This window comes from Curvibacter sp. T50, from assembly GCF_057219955.1.
On the sequence record NZ_JBXVVU010000001.1, the window covers coordinates 1,687,135 to 1,705,009 of the forward strand.

The 17,875-nt window shown below is 64.7% G+C and carries 17 protein-coding genes; 2 read left to right on the forward strand and 15 right to left on the reverse strand.

All coding sequences use genetic code 11. The features are described from left to right. Nucleotides 1-105: 105 nt before the first annotated feature. From AC2EBU_RS08035 to AC2EBU_RS08080, 10 genes are all read right to left on the reverse strand, one after another. Nucleotides 106-420, reverse strand: coding sequence for a c-type cytochrome (locus AC2EBU_RS08035; RefSeq protein ID WP_484609834.1), 315 nt, complete (start codon nt 418-420; stop codon nt 106-108). A 104-nt stretch (nt 421-524) separates the two neighbouring features. Continuing rightward, nucleotides 525-1,562, reverse strand: a complete 1,038-nt coding sequence (gene fba / locus AC2EBU_RS08040) for a class II fructose-bisphosphate aldolase (RefSeq protein ID WP_484609835.1) — start codon at nt 1,560-1,562, stop codon at nt 525-527. Between the two features lie 102 nt (nt 1,563-1,664). Beyond that, the gene (locus tag AC2EBU_RS08045) at nt 1,665-2,942 is read right to left on the reverse strand and encodes a phosphoglycerate kinase (RefSeq protein ID WP_484609836.1); all 1,278 of its coding nucleotides are present in this window, start codon (nt 2,940-2,942) and stop codon (nt 1,665-1,667) included. Continuing rightward, on the reverse strand, nt 2,939-3,943 hold the full coding sequence (gene gap / locus AC2EBU_RS08050; RefSeq protein WP_484609837.1) for a type I glyceraldehyde-3-phosphate dehydrogenase: 1,005 nt from the start codon (nt 3,941-3,943) through the stop codon (nt 2,939-2,941). Before gap ends, AC2EBU_RS08045 begins: the two co-directional genes overlap by 4 nt. Before the next feature lie 36 nt (nt 3,944-3,979). Beyond that, on the reverse strand, nt 3,980-4,666 hold the full coding sequence (locus AC2EBU_RS08055) for an HAD family hydrolase (RefSeq protein ID WP_484609838.1): 687 nt from the start codon (nt 4,664-4,666) through the stop codon (nt 3,980-3,982). Nucleotides 4,667-4,679: 13 nt separating this feature from the next. Beyond that, nucleotides 4,680-6,761 (reverse strand): transketolase, encoded by a 2,082-nt coding sequence (gene tkt / locus AC2EBU_RS08060; protein ID WP_484609839.1) that lies wholly within the window; start codon nt 6,759-6,761, stop codon nt 4,680-4,682. A 22-nt stretch (nt 6,762-6,783) separates the two neighbouring features. Continuing rightward, entirely contained in the window at nt 6,784-7,668 is an 885-nt protein-coding gene (locus AC2EBU_RS08065) for a phosphoribulokinase (protein WP_484609840.1), read from the reverse strand. 89 nt (nt 7,669-7,757) lie between these two features. Beyond that, nucleotides 7,758-8,855: a class 1 fructose-bisphosphatase gene (locus tag AC2EBU_RS08070; protein ID WP_484609841.1), complete on the reverse strand. Its 1,098-nt coding sequence runs from the start codon at nt 8,853-8,855 to the stop codon at nt 7,758-7,760. Nucleotides 8,856-8,902: 47 nt separating this feature from the next. Next, complete coding sequence (rpe, locus tag AC2EBU_RS08075; protein WP_484609842.1) at nt 8,903-9,592, reverse strand: ribulose-phosphate 3-epimerase; 690 nt, start codon at nt 9,590-9,592, stop codon at nt 8,903-8,905. A gap of 11 nt (nt 9,593-9,603) precedes the next feature. Next, a complete protein-coding gene (locus AC2EBU_RS08080) occupies nt 9,604-10,332 on the reverse strand; it encodes an HAD-IA family hydrolase (RefSeq protein WP_484610145.1) in 729 nt (242 codons plus the stop codon). A gap of 122 nt (nt 10,333-10,454) precedes the next feature. Here AC2EBU_RS08080 and AC2EBU_RS08085 point away from each other — a divergent pair, with 122 nt between their 5' ends. Then, nucleotides 10,455-11,408 (forward strand): LysR substrate-binding domain-containing protein, encoded by a 954-nt coding sequence (locus tag AC2EBU_RS08085; RefSeq protein ID WP_484609843.1) that lies wholly within the window; start codon nt 10,455-10,457, stop codon nt 11,406-11,408. Here the strand turns inward: AC2EBU_RS08085 and AC2EBU_RS08090 are convergent, their stop codons facing one another. Genes AC2EBU_RS08090 through AC2EBU_RS08110 form a run of 5 tightly spaced genes read right to left on the reverse strand, consistent with a single transcriptional unit; the run spans nt 11,409 to nt 16,743 of the window. Beyond that, a complete protein-coding gene (locus AC2EBU_RS08090) occupies nt 11,409-11,726 on the reverse strand; it encodes a hypothetical protein (protein ID WP_484609844.1) in 318 nt (105 codons plus the stop codon). Between the two features lie 14 nt (nt 11,727-11,740). Further along, nucleotides 11,741-14,098 (reverse strand): nitric oxide reductase activation protein NorD, encoded by a 2,358-nt coding sequence (locus tag AC2EBU_RS08095; RefSeq protein ID WP_484609845.1) that lies wholly within the window; start codon nt 14,096-14,098, stop codon nt 11,741-11,743. Between the two features lie 16 nt (nt 14,099-14,114). Beyond that, entirely contained in the window at nt 14,115-14,918 is an 804-nt protein-coding gene (locus AC2EBU_RS08100) for an AAA family ATPase (RefSeq protein WP_484609846.1), read from the reverse strand. Between the two features lie 14 nt (nt 14,919-14,932). Continuing rightward, complete coding sequence (locus AC2EBU_RS08105; protein ID WP_484609847.1) at nt 14,933-15,286, reverse strand: RuBisCO small subunit-like domain-containing protein; 354 nt, start codon at nt 15,284-15,286, stop codon at nt 14,933-14,935. A gap of 35 nt (nt 15,287-15,321) precedes the next feature. Beyond that, a complete protein-coding gene (locus AC2EBU_RS08110) occupies nt 15,322-16,743 on the reverse strand; it encodes a form I ribulose bisphosphate carboxylase large subunit (RefSeq protein WP_484609848.1) in 1,422 nt (473 codons plus the stop codon). Nucleotides 16,744-16,923: 180 nt separating this feature from the next. Between AC2EBU_RS08110 and AC2EBU_RS08115 the strand changes: the two genes are divergently transcribed. Beyond that, nucleotides 16,924-17,859 (forward strand): LysR family transcriptional regulator, encoded by a 936-nt coding sequence (locus AC2EBU_RS08115; RefSeq protein ID WP_484609849.1) that lies wholly within the window; start codon nt 16,924-16,926, stop codon nt 17,857-17,859. Nucleotides 17,860-17,875: the final 16 nt, after the last annotated feature.

Genomic DNA, 17,875 nt, shown 5'->3' on the forward strand with positions numbered 1-17,875 from the left:
GTAACCCTCTGGCGGGATCAAGAAAGCAACGAGTACCAGTCGCGCTTCCAGTTCCACGAATCGGTTCGGATCGCCGTCCCGACCCTGGAGACCATGAACAGGGAATTACTTGGCGCCCGCGAGCACCCACTTGGCCAGCGTGGCAGCCTCGGCGTCACTGAGTGCCGCCTGTGCGGGCATGGGAACGGCACCCCACTTGCCCGAACCGCCGGCCTTGATGCTCTTGGCCAGCATGGCCTCAGCGTCCTTCTGGCCGGCGTACTTCTTGGCGACTTCCTGGTAGGACGGGCCAACCAGCTTCTTGTCCACCGCGTGGCAGGCCATGCAGGCCTTGGCCTTGGCCAGATCCAGGCTGGCAAACGCCGGGGACGACAGGGTGGCGGCAACAGCGGCAGCCAGGATCCAGTGAGACTTTTTCATTGATGCTCCTCGTGGGGTGGGGGTGAATATAAACCGCCACTTATTTTAACGAAGCTTGACCGATCCGGTGGACAAATCCCGCGCCGCTCAGGGTTATTCCCGGGTCAGCGGTAGCGCGCGGACATCAGCTCCAGACTGACCGGCTTGATTCGGCTGCCCATGCCCGCACAGCCAAAGGCCTCGAAGCGTGCCTTGCAGATGCCCCGTGCGGCTTTTCGGGCGGCCTCCAGCGCCTTGCGGGGGTCAAACTCCGATCGTTTTTCTGCGAACACCTGACGCATGGCGCCGGTCATCGCCAGGCGGATGTCCGTGTCGATGTTGACCTTGCGCACGCCACTACGAATGCCGCGCTGGATTTCTTCCACCGGCACGCCATAGGTTTCCTTGATGTCCCCGCCGTACTGGCGAATGATTTCCAGCCACTCCTGCGGCACGCTGGAGCTGCCGTGCATCACCAGGTGGGTGCCGGGAATCTGGGCGTGAATGGCGGCGATGCGGTCGATGGCCAGGATGTCGCCGGTGGGTTTGCGGGTGAACTTGTAGGCACCGTGGCTGGTGCCGATGGCGATGGCCAGCGCGTCCACCCCGGTCTTCGCCACAAAGTCGCGCGCCTGCTCCGGGTCGGTCAACATCTGGTCGTGGCTCAGTTTGCCCTCGGCGCCGATGCCGTCTTCTTCGCCGGCGTCCCCGGTTTCCAGCGAGCCCAGACAACCGAGCTCACCCTCCACCGACACGCCCACCGCATGCGCCATCTCGCACACCTTGCGGGTGATGTCGAGGTTGTAGTCGTAGCTGGCCGGGGTTTTGCCGTCCGACAACAGCGAGCCGTCCATCATCACGCTGGTGAAGCCCGAGCGGATCGACTGCAGGCACACCGCCGCCGACGTCCCGTGGTCCTGGTGCATCACCACCGGGATGTTCGGGTGCGATTCGACCGCGGCCAGCACCATGTGGCGCAGGTAGGCCTCGCCCGCGTATTTGCGCGCGCCGGCCGAGGCCTGCAGGATGACCGGGCTGTCGGTTTCCTGGGCCGCTTCCATGATGGCCTGGATCTGCTCCAGGTTGTTGACGTTGAACGCGGGCACGCCGTAGCCATGCTCGGCGGCATGGTCCAGCATCTGGCGAAGGGAAACAAAGGCCATGAACGGTCTCCAGGAGGTTAAAAGCGAAAAATTTGAATGAAAAGTGCCATTACCCATCGCCAAACGGTGATTGTTTGCTACTGTTTTGTGAGTAAACGCCGCTCACCCCGCCGCCCGCGCCTGCAGGATCTCGAACGCCGGCAGCGTCTTGCCCTCCAGCACTTCCAGGAACGCGCCGCCGCCGGTGGAGATGTAGCCCACGTCCTTTTCGATACCGTATTTGGCGATGGCCGCCAGCGTGTCGCCGCCGCCGGCGATGCTGAAGGCGCTCGATTCGGCAATGGCCTGCGCAATCGTTTTCGTGCCGTTTTCAAAGGCCGCAAACTCGAACACGCCCACCGGGCCGTTCCAGACGATGGTGCCGGCGGCCTTGAGCTGGGCGGCCAGTTTCTGTGCCGTCTCGGGGCCGATGTCCAGGATCAGGTCGTCGTCCTCCACGGCGGTGGCGGCCTTGACGGTGGCCGGCGCGTCGGCGGCAAAGGTCTTGGCGCAGACCACGTCGGTGGGAATGGGCACGTCGGCGCCGCGCGCGGCCATGGCTGCGATCACGGCCTTGGCTTCACCGACCAGGTCGGGCTCGGCCAGGCTTTTGCCGATCTTCAGCCCGGCAGCGAGCATGAAGGTGTTGGCGATGCCGCCGCCGACGATCAATTGGTCGACGTTTTTCGCCAGGCTTTGCAGGATGGTGAGTTTGGTGCTGACCTTGGAGCCGGCCACGATGGCGGCCAGCGGGCGTTTCGGGTTGGCGAGGGCCTTGCTGATGGCGTCGATCTCCGCCGCCAGCAGCGGGCCGGCGCAGGCGATGGGCGCGTACTGGGCGATGCCGTAGGTGGTGCCTTCGGCGCGGTGGGCGGTGCCGAAGGCGTCGTGCACGAAGATGTCGCACAGCGCGGCGAGTTTGCGCGCCAGTTCCTCTTTGTTCTTCTTTTCGCCGACGTTGACGCGGCAGTTTTCCAGCAGCACGACCTGGCCGGGCGCAACGGTGACGCCGTCCACCCAGTCGGCCACCAGCGGCACTTCGCGCCCGAGCAGTTCACCCAGCCGCTCGGCCACCGGCGCGAGGCTGTCTTCGGGCTTGAAGGCGCCTTCGACCGGGCGGCCCAGGTGGCTGGTGACCATGACGGCCGCGCCCGCCTCCAGCGCCATGCGGATGCAGGGCACGCTGGCGCGGATGCGGGTGTCTTCGGTGATCTCCCAGCCGGTGTCGTCCAGGACGGCGCCGGGCCGCCCCAAGCCGGCCGACGCCCCCTCGGGGGGCAGCGACCCGCGCAGCGGCGGAGCGTGAGGGCGCAATGGCACGTTCAGGTCGGCGCGGATGAAGACGCGCTTGCCGGCGGCAAAACCGCTGGCCACCACATCGGAAAAGCGCAGCACGTTCACAGCGAGGCTCCCACCACCCGCACCATCTCCAGGCACTTGTTCGAGTAGCCCCACTCGTTGTCGTACCAGGCGACGACCTTGACGAAGGTGCTGTCCAGCGCAATGCCGGCATCGGCGTCGAACACGCTGGTGCAGGTCTCGCCGCGGAAGTCGGTCGCCACCACCTTGTCGGTGGTGTAGCCCAGCACGCCCTTCAGGGCACCCTCGCTCTGGGCCTTCATCTCGGCGCAGATCTCGGCGTAGCTGGCCGGGCTGGCCAGCTCCACCGTCAGGTCCACCACCGACACGTCGGAAGTCGGCACCCGGAACGACATGCCGGTCAGCTTCTTGTTCAGCTCGGGGATCACCACCCCCACCGCCTTGGCCGCGCCGGTGCTGCTGGGGATGATGTTTTCCAGAATGCCGCGCCCGCCGCGCCAGTCCTTGTTGCTGGGGCCGTCCACGGTCTTCTGGGTGGCGGTGGCCGCGTGCACGGTGGTCATCAGGCCGCGCTTGATGCCCCACTTGTCGTTGAGCACCTTGGCCACCGGCGCCAGGCAGTTGGTGGTGCAGCTGGCGTTGGAGATGATGGTCTGGCCGGCGTAGGTCTGGTGGTTCACGCCGTAGACGAACATCGGGGTGTCGTCCTTGGAGGGGGCGGAGAAGATGACCTTCTTCGCGCCCGCGGCCAGGTGCTTCTCGCCACCGGCCTTGTCCAGGAAGATGCCGGTGGATTCGATCACGATGTCGGCGCCAACTTCGGCCCACTTCAGGTTGGCGGGGTCTTTCTCCTGCGTCAGGCGAATCTTCTGGCCGTTGACGACGAGGGTGTTGCCCTCGACGCTGACGGTGCCCTTGAAGCGGCCATGCACGCTGTCATAACGCAGCATGTAAGCCAGATAGTCGGGCTCCAGCAGGTCGTTGATGGCCACGACTTGGATGTCGCTGAAATTCTGGATGGCGCTGCGCAGCACGTTGCGGCCGATGCGGCCGAAGCCGTTGATGCCGATCTTGAGGGTCATGATGGGAAGAAATGGAAAAGGTAACCGGAAAGCGGATCAGGCCGGGGCCTCGGCGGCCAGCAGGGCGGAGAAGTCGGCGATGACGCGGTCAGGGGCGCAGGCTTCGACCGGCTGGCCCATGTTGTAGCCATACGGCAGCAGCCACACCGGCACACCGGCGTTTCGGGCGGTGGCGGCGTCGATGGACGAATCGCCCACGAACAGCGCGCGGCCGGCTGGCACCTGGAACTGCTCCAGGCAAGCCAGCACACCGGCCGGGTCCGGCTTTTTCACCGGCAACGTGTCGCCGCTGATGACCCGGTCAAACAGCGGCCCCAGCTGGTGCGCCGCAAGCACCGTCTCGGTGTAGCGCCCTTCCTTGTTGGTCACCACGGCAAGTTTGACGCCCTCGGTGCGCAGCGCCGCCAGCACCTCACGCACTCGGGGATACAGGTGACTGCGCGTGCCGCAACGCGCCTGATAGAAGCGGCCAAACTCGATTTCGATCCGTTGGAAACTTTCGGAATGGCGGACCGTTTCGGCGGAAACACCGCCCGCCCAGGCCAGCGCCTGGATGAGCAGCTCGCGGGTGCCGTGGCCAATCCAGTCGTTCACCTGCTGCTGCGTCACTTCCGACAGGTCAAAGCGGCGCAGCGTGTCGTTCACCGCGTCGGCGATCTCCGGCGCCGTTTCGATCAGCGTGCCGTCCAGGTCGAACAGGATCAGGTCAAAAGCGCGGTTCATGGCAGGCACCGGTTCAGTTGCTGGACCGCACGATGTGGGCCGGCAGCGGCTGCTCGCGCCGGTGGGCGGCGCGGTGCACCAGCGTGCGCGCGGCGTCCACCACCCGGGCCGACGTGATGCCGAAGTGCTCGTACAGCAACCCGGCAGGCGCCGATTCGCCGAAGGTGGCGATGCCCACCACCACGCCGGTGCGGCCCACGTACTTGCGCCAGAAGTCCGGGTGCGCCGCTTCCACCGCCACCGTGGGCAGGCCCAGCGGCAGCACCATGTCCTGATAGGCCTCGCTCTGGCGGTCAAACAGGTTGGTGCAGGGCATGGACACCACGCGGGTGCGGATGCCTTCGGCCGCCAGCGCCGCCTGGGCCCGCAGCGCAATCTCCACTTCCGAGCCGGTTGCCAGCAACACGGCCTGTGGCTCGTCCATGTCGGTCAGGATATAGCCGCCTTTGCGAATGTGGCCGGCCAGCACCGTGCCGGTGACCTTGGGCAGGTTCTGGCGCGACAGGCACAGCGCCGAGGGTCCGTCGCGGCGCTCCAGCGCGTGGGCCCAGGCCACGGCAGTTTCCAGCGCGTCGGCCGGGCGCCAGACATCCAGATTCGGGATCAGGCGCAGGCTGGGCACGTGCTCCACGCTCTGGTGCGTCGGGCCGTCTTCGCCCAGGCCAATGGAGTCGTGGGTGAAGACGTGGATGACCCGCTGCTTCATCAGCGCCGCCATGCGGATGGCGTTGCGGCTGTAGTCGCTGAAGGTCAGGAAGGTGCCGCCGTAGGGGATGAACCCGCCGTGCAACGCGATGCCATTCATGATCGCAGCCATGCCGAACTCGCGCACACCGTAGCTCAGGTGGTTGCCCCTGGCATCGCGCCCGGCCTTCACGCAGCCCTTGAAGTTGGTCAGGTTGGAGCCGGTCAGGTCGGCGCTGCCACCGAAGAACTCGGGCACCAGCGGCGCCAGCAGATCGAGTGCGTTCTGGCTCGCCTTGCGGGTGGCCACGGTGTCGGGCCGGGCGGCGATGGTGGCCAGCAGCTCGGGCAGCCGGGCCTCATAGTCGGGCAGCAGGTCGCCCGCCATGCGGCGCGTGAACTCGGCCGCCTCCAGCGGGTACGCGGCGCGGTAGGCGTCAAAGCGCTGTTGCCAGGCGGCTTCGGCCTCGGCGCCAGCGGCGCGGGCGTCCCAGGCGGCAGCGATGTCGGCCGGCAACTCGAACGGCGCGGCCGTCCATCCCAGGGCTTCGCGGGTGGCGGCCACTTCAGCGGCGCCCAGCGCGGCGCCGTGCACGTCGTGGGTGCCGGCCTTGTTGGGCGAGCCCATGCCGATCACCGTCTTGCAGCAGATCAGCGTCGGTTTGCCGTCCGGGCGGGCGGCCTGGGCGCGGGCGGCGGCCACGGCGGCGTCCACCGCGGCGCTGTCATGCCCGTCCACACCGGCGATCACATGCCAGCCGTAGGCGCGGAAACGCGCCGGGGTGTCGTCGGTGAACCAGCCTTCAACATGGCCGTCGATGGAAATGCCGTTGTCGTCCCAGAACGCCACCAGTTTGGACAGGCGCAGCGTGCCGGCCAGGGAACAGGCCTCGTGGCTGATGCCTTCCATCAGGCAGCCGTCGCCCAGGAACACATAGGTGAAGTGGTCCACGATGGTGTGGCGGGTGTCTTCGTCCTCGCGGTTGAATTCCGCCGCCAGCAGTTTTTCGGCCAGCGCCATGCCCACCGCGTTGGTGATGCCCTGGCCCAGCGGCCCGGTGGTGGTTTCCACACCCGGGGTGATCCCCACCTCGGGGTGGCCGGCGGTTTTGCTGTGCAGCTGGCGGAAGTTTTTCAGCTCGTCGATCGGCAGGTCGTAGCCGGTCAGGTGCAGCAGCGCGTAGATCAGCATCGAGCCGTGGCCGTTGGACAGCACAAAGCGGTCCCGGTCGGGCCAGTGCGGGTTGGCCGGGTTGTGTTTCAGGTGCCGGTTCCACAGCACCTCGGCGATGTCGGCCATGCCCATCGGGGCACCGGGGTGGCCGGATTTGGCCTTTTCCACGGCGTCCACCGCAAGCATGCGGATGGCGTTGGCCATGCGGCGGGCGAGTTCGGGCGAAGGATTGCGCATCGTCGTGTCTCCTTGCCGCCGCTCAGGCCAGTCCCATGGCGCGCTTCTTGCGCTCCATCATGCGCCAGATGAAGGGCGTGAAGATCAGCTGCATCGCCAGTTCCATCTTGCCGCCGGGCACCACGATGGTGTTGGCACGGCTCATCCAGGAGCCGTTGATCATCGTCAGCAGGTACTGGAAGTCGATGCCCTTGGGCTGGGCGAAACGGATCACCACCATGCTCTCGTCGGCGCTGGGAATGTCCCGCGCGATGAAGGGGTTGGAGGTGTCCACCACCGGCACGCGCTGGAAGTTCACGTGCGTCAGGCCGAACTGCGGCACGATGTAGTTCACATAGTCGGGCATGCGGCGCAGGATGGTGTCCACCACCGCTTCCTGGCTGTAGCCGCGTTGCGTCTTGTCGCGGATGAGCTTCTGGATCCACTCCAGGTTGATGGACGGCACCACGCCGATCAGCAGGTCCGGGTAGCGGGCGATGTCGACCGTGTCGGTTTTCACCGCGCCGTGCAGGCCTTCGTAGAACAGCAGGTCGGTTCCGGCGGGAATGTCTTCCCACGGGGTGAAGGTGCCGGGCTCCTGCTGGTAGGGCGCCGCTTCTTCGGCGTTGTGCAGGTATTTGCGGCACTGGCCGGTGCCGTCGGTGGCGTACTGGCGGAACAAGCCCTCGATTTCGGGGAACAGGTTGCCTTCGGCGCCGAAGTGGCTGAAGTGGCGGTTGCCTTTGGCCTCTTCCTCGGCCATTCGCTGTTTCATGGCTTTGCGGTCCAGCCGGTGGAAGCTGTCACCTTCAATGACGGCGGCCTTGAGGTTCTCGCGGCGGAAGATGTTCTGGAAGGTACGGGTCACCGTGGAGGTTCCGGCACCGCTGGAGCCGGTGATGGCGATGATGGGATGGCGTTCGGACATGGGGATATCTCCGGAGAGTGAAATTCAGGTCAAATCTGGCAATACCCAGCGTAAAAAGGTCACTGTTTGCTATTCTTTTCGGAACTTTCTCAATCCCGAAACAGACTCCGCTCGGAAAACAGCGGGTTGTCGTCCTTGATCGCGACCGGCTCCCGGTGGTAGCGCTCGATGCGTTCCACCTCGTTTTTGCTGCCGAACACCAGGCCAATGCGCTGGTGCAGGGCCGTCGGCTGTACGCCGAGCACCGGCTCCCGACCGGTGCTGGCCCGGCCACCGGCCTGCTCCATGATGAAGCCCACCGGACTGGCCTCGTACAGCAGGCGCAGGCGCCCGGGCTTGCTGGGGTCCTTGGTGTCGCGCGGATACATGAACACGCCGCCGCGCATGAGGATGCGGTGCGCCTCGGCCACCATCGAGGCAATCCAGCGCATGTTGAAGTCCTTGCCACGCGGGCCGGTCTTGCCAGCGAGGCATTCGTCCACGTAGCGCTTGACCGGCGGCTCCCAGAAGCGGCTGTTCGACGCATTGATGGCGAACTCCTGGGTGTCCGGCGGCACCTGGATGTTCGGATGCGTCAGCATGAACTGGCCCAGATTGGGGTCCAGGGTGAAACCGGCCACGCCGTTGCCCACGGTCAGCACCAGCATGGTGCTCGGGCCGTACAGCGCGTAGCCGGCCGCCATCTGCTGCGCGCCTGGCTGGAAGAAATCCGACTCGACCACGTCGCGGCCACTGTCAATGACGTCCTGCGGTGCGCGCAGGATGCTGAAAATGCTGCCTACCGTGACGTTCACGTCCAGATTGCTGGAGCCGTCCAGCGGGTCGAACACCAGCAGGTAGTTGCCGCGCGGGTGCGGCGCCGGGATCTGGTAGGGGTGATCCATCTCTTCGGAGGCCATGCCGGCGAGATTGCCGCTCCACTCGGTCATTTCGGTGAAATAGGCGTTGCTGATGACATCCAGCCGCTTTTGTTCCTCGCCCTGAATGTTGACGGCCGTGCTCACCTCGTCCTCGCCAAAGTGGCTGAGCACGTTGCCCAGTTCACCCAACGCAACCGAGCGGGCAATCGCTTTGCAGGCCAGCGCGACCTCAAGGACCAGCGAGTTGAAATCGCCGCTGGCGCCAGGAAAGCGTCGCCGTTGCTCGATGAGGTACTGTGTGAGGGTAAATCGGCGTCTTGTGGTCATCGTGGTCTTTCGACAGAAGAGGGGAAATCAGTGCAATCGGGTCGGGATCAGGGGCGGGCGCTGGAACGCAGGGTTTTCATGACACCGCGGTAGCCACCATCCGGGTCCGGTGCGCCAAACACCGCGCTGCCGGCCACGCAGGTATCGGCACCCGCCGCGACGATGGCACCAATGTTGTCCGACTTCACGCCTCCGTCGACCTCCAGCCAGATAGCCCGGCCGGTCTCGCCGGTGTACGCGTCAATCCGCCGGCGCGCCTCGCGCAGTTTGGGCAGGGTGGCGTCGATGAACTTCTGGCCGCCGAAGCCGGGGTTGACGCTCATCAGCAGCACGATGTCCAGCCTGTCCATCACGTGGTCCATCCAGTCCAGCGGGGTGGCCGGGTTCAGCACGATGCCCGCCTTGCAGCCGTGGTCGCGGATCAGCTGCAGCGTCCGGTCCACATGGCGGCTGGCCTCGGGGTGGAAGGTGATGAGATTGGCGCCGGCCTTGGCAAACAAGGGAATCAGCGCATCGACCGGCTCCACCATCAGGTGCACGTCAATGGGGATCGACACATGCGGACGGATCGCCTCGCACACCAGCGGGCCGATGGTGAGGTTAGGCACGTAGTGGTTGTCCATCACGTCGAAGTGCACCAGATCGGCGCCAGCGGCTTCAATAGCGCGCACCTCCTCGCCCAGGCGGGCGAAATCGGCGGAAAGAATGGAAGGAGCAAGGCGCAAAGCGGTGGTCATGGCAGGGTCTTTCAAGCGACACGGCGCTGCAGGGCATCCGAATGCCACGAGCGCAGGTGGGCAACGGTGGTGCCTTGCAGATCAGGAAGGACACGCAACGCGCCCCGGAAGTCCTGGTGGGCGGTATAGGCGTTCGGGGTAATGAGGGTGGCCAGGCCGGCCGATGTCGCCGCGCGCAGCCCGTTGGCGGAGTCTTCGAAGGCCAGGCATTCGGACCCGGTCAAACCCAGGCGGCGGAGTGACTGCAGGTAGACCTGCGGGTTGGGCTTTTTTTCGGGCGCGGTCGAGGCGTCTTCCACCACCTGAAAAAAATGCGGCCAGTCCGGCCCGATGGCGGCGCGCAACAGCGCAGCGATATTGACCGGTGAGGTCGTCGTGGCAATGGCCAGGCGCAAACCCGCCGCCCAGGCCGATTCGATCAGGCGCAGTACGCCGGGGCGCAACTGCACCGCACCCTCCTGGACGGCACGCTCGTAGGCGGCAGTCTTGATCTCATGGATACGGGCGACGGTGTCACGCACCCCGGCGCCCCCTATGTCCTTCAGATCGGGCTGAATGCTACGCCAGTAATGCAGGATGCGCTCTTTGCCGCCCGATACCTCCAGCAATCGGGTGTACAGGGCCTCGTCCCACACCCAGTCGCGCCCCACTTCGGCAAACGCCGCATTGAACGCAGCGCGGTGTGCGTTTTCCGTATCGGCCAGCGTGCCGTCGACATCGAAAATGAGCGCCTTGAGCATGGTCTGCATGGGTTGGAAAAAATCGGAGGGCACCCCTGTTGGGGCATGACGGGCTCACTATAAGCAAAAGCTTAAGTAAGTTATATTCAAGTTTTATTCTGTTTATATTCAGCTAAACCTGAATGAAAAACGCTACATTCCGCCAGCTTAGGGTTTTCACGGAGGTCGCCCGCCACCTCAGCTTCGCTCGTGCCGCCGAAGCCTTGCATCTGACACCGCCGGCGGTGACCATGCAGGTCAAGGAACTTGAAGGGCATGTGGGCCTGCCTTTGTTTGAGCGTACCGGTCGCCAGGTCGCGCTGACCACCGCGGGCGAGTACATGCTGGTCTACGCCCGCAGAATGCTCTCGACACTCAAGGACGCGGAAGATGCCGCCGCGCGGTTGCAGCGACTGGAGGTCGGACAGCTGACGATCGGGATGGTCAGCACCGCCAAGTATTTCTTGCCACGGCTGCTGGCGGAATTCAAGCAGGAGCACGCGGGCATCGAAATCCGCCTTGCGGTCGGCAATCGCGAGCAGCTGGTCAAGATGCTGCAGGGCAACGAAGTGGATATCGCGGTGATGGGACGGGCACCGAACGAGCTGGCCACCCGCGCCGAACCCTTTGCCGCACACCCCCATGTTTTTGTTGCGCCCACCGACCACCCTCTGCTCAAAGTGGGCCACCCAAGTGTGGAGTCGCTGCGGCCCTACGGATTCATCCTTCGCGAGCGGGGCTCAGGTACACGCGCCGCCATGGAGAAATTTTTGTCCCGCTCGCGCCTGGAGCCGCGTGTGGTGATGGAAATGACCAGCAACGAAACCATCAAACAGGCGGTCATGGCCGGCATGGGGATCAGCTTCCTTTCGCTGCACACCATCGGTCTGGAACTGGAGCATCAGCTCATTGCCACGCTGGATGTGGAAGGCACCCCCGTTTGGCGCGGCTGGAATCTGGTGCACAACCTTTCCAAGCTGCTGTCGCCGGCGGCCGAGGCATTCCGCTACTTCATGCTGGAGCGCGCTGAGAGTTACCTGGCCGGCAAGTACGGCGCCCTGGTCCCGCTTCCGTCGGGCAGCCACAGCGGCGCCTGATCAGTCATCGTCGGCCAGCTCCGCGTCCCAGCCCAGGCTCTTGGCCCGCTCCACCGCCTCGGCGTGGATGCGCGCATGGCGCTGGACCAGTTCGGCAGGCAGGCGACTGGGCAACTGGCCGTAGGGCTCCCAGGCCTTGTGCACGGCCTCGAACAGATTCTGCAGATCACCCGCGCTTTTGCCGGCAAAACCTTCGCCCTCCGGCAAAAGACCAAACACCCAGGCATCGCGGATGATGCGCCCGGTCATGGTCATGCCATGGGGTTCTTCGTGGGCGATGCCAGCGTAGGTCTGCTGACGGCTGTGGATCGTGCTCATGGTGGATTTCCAGGTTATCGGGTCAGACCAGCATAGAGCACCGGCAGCTTCTCAGGCAGTCTTTCCACTTTGTCCACCACCAGATAGTGGCGTTCACCAAAGATGCGGCGCACGTACTGGTCGGCGCGCGGGTCCAGGCTCATGCAGTAGGTCACCACGCCGCTGCGGCCGGCCTCCTCCACCGCTTTCCGGGTGTCCTGGCGAAGGTACTGCGGGTCGCGCACATCCACATCCGCCGGTTCACCGTCGGTGATGACGAGCAGCAGCTTTTTGGTGCTGCGTTGCGCCTTGAGCGACGCCGCGGCGTGGCGGATGGCCGCGCCCATGCGGGTGGAGAGCTGACCTTCCATGCCCGCCAGGCGCGCTTTCGCCACGCCGTCGTAGGGCTGACCAAAGTCCTTGAAGCGCCAGTAGTTCACGTCGTGCCGGCCGTCGGAACAGAAGCCGTGGATGGCAAACGGGTCGCCCACTTTCTCGATTGCGTCAGCAAGCAACGCGCAGGCCGAGCGGGTGAGGTCAAGCACGGTGTGTTCCTGGCCCGGGACCTTTTCGTTGGTGGACTGTGAGAGGTCCAGCAGGACAAGAACCGAAATGTCGCGCGTCTTGCGCACACTGCGCATCATGATGCGGGGATCCGGTTGCCGCCCCATGCGCAGATCGGTGAGTGAGGCCAGCGCCGCGTTGAGGTCGATTTCGTCGCCGTCTTCCAGCTTGCGGATCCGCTGCACGCCCTGGGGCTGCATGGCGTCCAGGAGGTACTTCATCCTCCCGGTCAGGCGGCGATGTTCAACCAGAATGTCATCAATGACTGCCGGGTCACCGGCCCTGGGCCGTCGCTCCTGTACGGTGGCCCAGGCCGGTCGTTCGAGCTGGATCATGTGGTCCCACTCACCGTAGTGCACTGCCGGCAGCACCGGCTCGCGACCTTCACTCTGGTTGAACGACACGCCCAAGTCTTCGTAGGGGAAAAGTTCAGTGCCCAGGACCCAGATTTCCTGCGCGTCATCACCCGCCCCTTCCACCTCCAGCTCGTTGACGAACTCCATCAGGTTGACTTGCTTTCGCACCTGCTGCGGCGGTTCGTACCCGGCGGCGATGGAACGCTCAACGTCAAAGCCGTCGAAAGCCCAGAAGTAGCGGTTGTCGTCGCGGTAGGCCGCGGTTTGCAGGTCGGTGCGCGGCTGGAAGGCCGGACCCTGCGTGAGCTCCCGGTAACGGTGTGCAAGCTGCACGCCCATCTCCCAAGACACCGTGTTGTGGTGTGGATCAGCGATGATTTGCGGAAGCGCCGCAGCCAGGAGCGCACGGCCCTGGGCGATCCAGGGGTGTGGGTCGACGAAGTCCGGGTCGAGCAACGCACGCGCCAGTCGCCCCAGCCAGTCGCCCGCTGACCGCTGCTGCGAGGCCTGCGCCGTGTGCAGGCTCGCCCAGAGCGATCGCAGCCCGGGAAAGCGCGCCATCGCCAGTGCCTCGACCCGTGCGTCTTCCATCAGACCGATCACCGCCATTTGCCACGGGCTGAGCGACTCGGCCGAGATTGGCTGGCGTGTGAAGACCACGTGCGCAGCGGCATGCGCGGCTGCGGCGCGGTACAGCTGTATCGCGTCCACCGGGCCGGCGTTGCCGTCGACCGCGTCGTAGGCGTCGGGCAGGTGGATGAAGTAGTCCTCAATGAAGGGCCGGTAGCCATCGCGGCTTTCGTAGTCTCCCGCCGTGGGGCGCATGAAAAAGTCGCGGCCCCAGAGCGCGCGAAGGTACATGTTGATGCGCCTTTGCACATCCACCAGCAGCGTGCCCTTGCGCTCCTTCTGCAGCATGGCCAGCGACTCTTTCGACTGCAAGCCGAAATAGGCGATCTGTTCTTCGTAGTTCGTGCGGTGCGCCTGCGCTCCCCAGGTCGCCCAGCGCCGCAGGCCGCCGAGTGTGAGCTGCACGAACAGTGCATCAAGCTGTCCCAGCAGGGGACGCAGGCCGCGCGGCGCCTGCGCCACCAGGGTATTGAGAAACTGCAGGTATTGCAGGAACAGCGCGCCATCGGCCAGGCGGCGCGCGGCAGTGGGCGCGGTGGCCAGCACCAGTTCGATCACCGCGCCCGAGGTCTTGGACGCAAGCAGGAGCGCGGTGGTGGCAAGCTCGCCCACCACGTCCTCGCCGATCTCCCGGGCCACCTGCGGCGCGCCGTCGAGCCAGGCATTGACCAGCTCATCGCCCCGGCCCAGACCCTGCAGCGCAGCGGCGCCTTTGACATAGTTGTCCAGCCCGCGTGCGGAGAACACTTTGGTGGCATCGGACCAGGTGTGCTCCAGCAGCGCGCGCGAGGCGGGTGCGAGCTGCTGGGTCCACTCGGTGTGGTCGTGCAGGTGGACGCTCATGGCGGAACGTCGGGAGTCAGAAGAATGTAGCCACTGCGGCGTCGAGCGCGTCGCGCATGTCCGGGTCGTCGGTGATGGGGCGCACCAGGGCCACACGGCAGGCGGCCTGGGCCAGCACGCCCTGGGCGATCAGGCTGCCCGCGTAGATCAGCATGCGGGTGGAGATGCCTTCGTCCAGGCCGTGGCCCTTGAGGTTGCGCGCCCGCTCGGCGATACCAACCAGCTTGTCCGCCACCTCGGCGCCGACGCCGGTTTCGTGCGCCACGATCTCGGCCTCGATCGCGTGTTCGGGGTAGTTGAAATCCAGCGCGCCAAAGCGCTGCTTGGTGGACTGCTTGAGGTCCTTCATCAGGCTCTGGTAGCCCGGGTTGCAGGAGATGACGATCTGGAAGTCCGGGTGGGCCTTGACCAGTTCGCCCTTTTTCTCCAGCGGGAGCACACGGCGGTTGTCGGTCAAAGGGTGGATAACCACGGTGGTGTCCTGCCGGGCTTCGACGACTTCGTCGAGGTAACAGATCGCGCCGTAGCGTGCGGCCATGGCCAGCGGGCCGTCCTGCCAGCGGGTGCCCTGGGCATCCAGCAGGAAACGGCCCACCAGATCGCTGGCAGTCATGTCTTCGTTGCAGGCCACAGTGATCAGCGGCCTGTTGAGCCTCCACGCCATGTATTCGACGAAACGTGTCTTGCCACAGCCGGTGGGGCCCTTGAGCATCATGGGCATGCGCACCGAGTACGCAGCCTCATACAACTCGACCTCGTCGGCGACGGGGCGGTAGTAGGGTTGTGTGGCGACGCGGTACGCGTCCAGAGTATCGCTCATGGGCCCCACCCCTTTCAGACGGTCTTTCCGCGGTAGATCACCATCGACGCGCCTTGCGACTGCTTGAAGTTGTCGTAGCCGATCAGGCGTACATGGTTGTCCGGATTGGCCTGGCGGCAGGCTTCGCACTCGGCCAGCACCTTGTCCACATCGGTCTCACCGAACATGGGCAGTTTCCACATGTACCAGTACGAGTCCATCAGGTACTGCGGCTCGGTGTGCTCGATCGCGGGATTCAGGCCCTTCTTGACCAGGTACTCGACCTGTTTGCGGATCTCATCCTTGGTCATGGCGGGCAAGTAAGAGAAAGTCTCGAACTTGCGGCTGGAGGGGTCGGAGAGGCGGCTGTGATAGTCCTGCATGCTCATGATGTGCTTCTTTCAGAGGGTTCGATGGAGCGGGTTCACTTGTGGGCGATGTCGAGTTTGTCCACCGTGTCGAACTCGAACTTGATCTCTTTCCAGGTCTCCATGGCGATCTTGAGTTCGGGCGAGTGTTTGGCGGCTTCGCTCAGTACGGCCTTGCCCTCTTTCTCCACCGCGACGCCTTCGTTGCGCGCCTTGACGCAGGCTTCCAGCGCGACACGGTTGGCGGCTGCGCCAGCGGCGTTTCCCCAGGGGTGACCGAGCGTGCCGCCGCCGAACTGCAGCACCGAATCGTCACCGAAGATGTTGACCAGGGCCGGCATGTGCCAGACGTGGATACCGCCGGAGGCCACCGGCATCACGCCGGGCATGGAGCCGAAGTCCTGGTCGAAGAAGATGCCCCGGCTGCGGTCTTCCTTGATGAACTCGTCACGCATGATGTCAATCCAGCCTAGGGTGGAAGCGCGGTCGCCTTCGAGCTTGCCCACCACGGTTCCGGAGTGCAGGTGGTCGCCGCCGGACAGGCGCAGGCACTTGGTCAACACTCGGAAATGGATGCCGTGGTGCGGATTGCGGTCGATCACGGCGTGCATCGCCCGGTGGATGTGCAGCAACATGCCGTTGTCGCGGCACCAGTTGGCCAGACCGGTATTGGCACAGAAGCCGCCGGTCAGGTAGTCGTGCATGATGATCGGCGAGCCGATTTCCTTGGCGTACTCGGCGCGCTTGTACATCTCTTCAGGCGTGGGGGCGGTCACGTTCAGGTAGTGGCCTTTGCGCTCGCCGGTCTCGCGCTCGGCCTTCTCGATGGCTTCCTGCACGAAGTCGAATCGCTGGCGCCAGCGCATGAAGGGCTGGCTGTTGACGTTCTCGTCGTCCTTGGTGAAGTCCAGCCCCCCACGCAGGCATTCGTACACGGCACGCCCATAGTTCTTGCCTGACAGACCGAGCTTGGGTTTGATGGTGCAGCCCAGCAACGGACGGCCGTACTTGTTCATCATGTCCCGCTCGACCTGGATGCCATGGGGCGGGCCACCGCAGGTCTTCACGTAAGCGATCGGGAAACGGATGTCTTCGAGCCGCAAGGCCCGCAATGCCTTGAAACCGAAGACGTTGCCCACCAGGGAGGTCAGCACGTTGACCACCGAACCTTCCTCGAAGAGGTCGATCGGATAGGCCACAAAAGCGTAGAAGCAGGTGTCGTCACCGGGCACGTCTTCAATGCGGTAGGCGCGGCCCTTGTAGTAATCCAGGTCGGTCAGCAGGTCGGTCCAGACTGTGGTCCAGGTACCCGTGGACGACTCGGCGGCCACGGCGGCGGCCACTTCCTCCCGATCGACCCCGGGCTGGGGCGTGATCTTGAACACCGCCAGAATGTCGGTGTCCTTGACGGTGTACTGGGGCTCCCAGTAGGTGCTGCGGTATTCCTTGACACCGGCGTTGTAGGTCTTGACGGCCATGCGTATTGCTCCAATTCGGGTAATGAACGACTCACTGAGGTGCCCAAAGCGGTCCGCACTGTGCTGCGATGGGGCGCTCCTGCTCTGAACTGGTGCGGATTCTGTCGGTCCTGAACAATAAATAAAAGTAAAATGTTTAGACGATAATGTTTTATAAAAATAAATGGTTCCGACACGCCCATGAACCTGCGTCACGTCACGTTGAACCAGTTGCGCATCTTTCTCGCGGTCGCGCGCAACAAAAGTTTTGCCCGTGCGGCCGAGGAACTGCATCTCTCGCCGCCCACACTGTCCTTGCAGGTCAAACAGTTGTCAGAAACCGTGGGCCAGCCGCTGTTCGAGCAACTGGGCAAGAAGATCTACCTGACCGCTTCCGGAACGACGCTGGCCGAAGCAAGCGAGGACATCGAAGCGCGCTTGCAGCGGCTGGCCGAGGACCTTGCCGCGCTGCAAGGTGTGGAGCGCGGCAGCCTCAAACTCGCCATCCTGACCACGGTGAAGTACACCGTGCCCAAGTTGCTGGGCGGCTTTTGCGCCGCGCACCCGGGTATCGAGGTAGCGATGGTGGTGGGCAACCGGGAGAAGCTGCTGCAACGCCTGGCCGGCAACGAGGACGACCTCTACATCATGGGTCAGCCCCCCGAGCAGATGAACGTGATCAGCGAGGAACTTGCCGACAACCCCCTGGTGCTGGTAGCGCCGCCCGAGCATCCGCTGGTGGGGCAGAGGGGCATCGCGCCGAAAAAACTCGCGCACGAGCCGTTCATCCTGCGCGAACCCGGCTCGGGAACCCGACTGACCGCAGAGAAATTCTTCGCCAGTCAGGGCCTCGTGCTCAGAAATCGACTGGAGGTCGGCAGCAATGAGGCCATCAAACAAACCGTGGCCGGGGGCCTGGGACTGGCGGTGCTGTCAATTCACACCGTCGCGGCGGAACTGGCTCTTGGCGAACTGGCACAACTCGATGTGCAGGGCTTCCCGCTGATCCGCCGCTGGCATGTGGTCTATCCGCGCGGCAAGCGCCTTTCGGCAGCTGCCACGGCGTTCAAGGACTGGCTCTTCACCCACAGCACCCAAACGGGCAGTTCGCCCATGGCCAACCCGCGGCCCGCCTGATCGCCAAACCTGCCAG

Excerpts from the sequence above, each read along its gene's own strand:
- AC2EBU_RS08035 (WP_484609834.1), bottom strand. The coding sequence starts at position 420 with ATGAAAAAGTCTCACTGGATCCTGGCTGCCGCTGTTGCCGCCACCCTG.
- fba (WP_484609835.1), bottom strand. The coding sequence starts at position 1,562 with ATGGCCTTTGTTTCCCTTCGCCAGATGCTGGACCATGCCGCCGAGCAT.
- gap (WP_484609837.1), bottom strand. The coding sequence starts at position 3,943 with ATGACCCTCAAGATCGGCATCAACGGCTTCGGCCGCATCGGCCGCAAC.
- AC2EBU_RS08055 (WP_484609838.1), bottom strand. The coding sequence starts at position 4,666 with ATGAACCGCGCTTTTGACCTGATCCTGTTCGACCTGGACGGCACGCTG.
- tkt (WP_484609839.1), bottom strand. The coding sequence starts at position 6,761 with ATGCGCAATCCTTCGCCCGAACTCGCCCGCCGCATGGCCAACGCCATC.
- AC2EBU_RS08065 (WP_484609840.1), bottom strand. The coding sequence starts at position 7,668 with ATGTCCGAACGCCATCCCATCATCGCCATCACCGGCTCCAGCGGTGCC.
- AC2EBU_RS08070 (WP_484609841.1), bottom strand. The coding sequence starts at position 8,855 with ATGACCACAAGACGCCGATTTACCCTCACACAGTACCTCATCGAGCAA.
- rpe (WP_484609842.1), bottom strand. The coding sequence starts at position 9,592 with ATGACCACCGCTTTGCGCCTTGCTCCTTCCATTCTTTCCGCCGATTTC.
- AC2EBU_RS08080 (WP_484610145.1), bottom strand. The coding sequence starts at position 10,332 with ATGCTCAAGGCGCTCATTTTCGATGTCGACGGCACGCTGGCCGATACG.
- AC2EBU_RS08085 (WP_484609843.1), top strand. The coding sequence starts at position 10,455 with ATGAAAAACGCTACATTCCGCCAGCTTAGGGTTTTCACGGAGGTCGCC.
- AC2EBU_RS08090 (WP_484609844.1), bottom strand. The coding sequence starts at position 11,726 with ATGAGCACGATCCACAGCCGTCAGCAGACCTACGCTGGCATCGCCCAC.
- AC2EBU_RS08095 (WP_484609845.1), bottom strand. The coding sequence starts at position 14,098 with ATGAGCGTCCACCTGCACGACCACACCGAGTGGACCCAGCAGCTCGCA.
- AC2EBU_RS08100 (WP_484609846.1), bottom strand. The coding sequence starts at position 14,918 with ATGAGCGATACTCTGGACGCGTACCGCGTCGCCACACAACCCTACTAC.
- AC2EBU_RS08105 (WP_484609847.1), bottom strand. The coding sequence starts at position 15,286 with ATGAGCATGCAGGACTATCACAGCCGCCTCTCCGACCCCTCCAGCCGC.
- AC2EBU_RS08110 (WP_484609848.1), bottom strand. The coding sequence starts at position 16,743 with ATGGCCGTCAAGACCTACAACGCCGGTGTCAAGGAATACCGCAGCACC.
- AC2EBU_RS08115 (WP_484609849.1), top strand. The coding sequence starts at position 16,924 with ATGAACCTGCGTCACGTCACGTTGAACCAGTTGCGCATCTTTCTCGCG.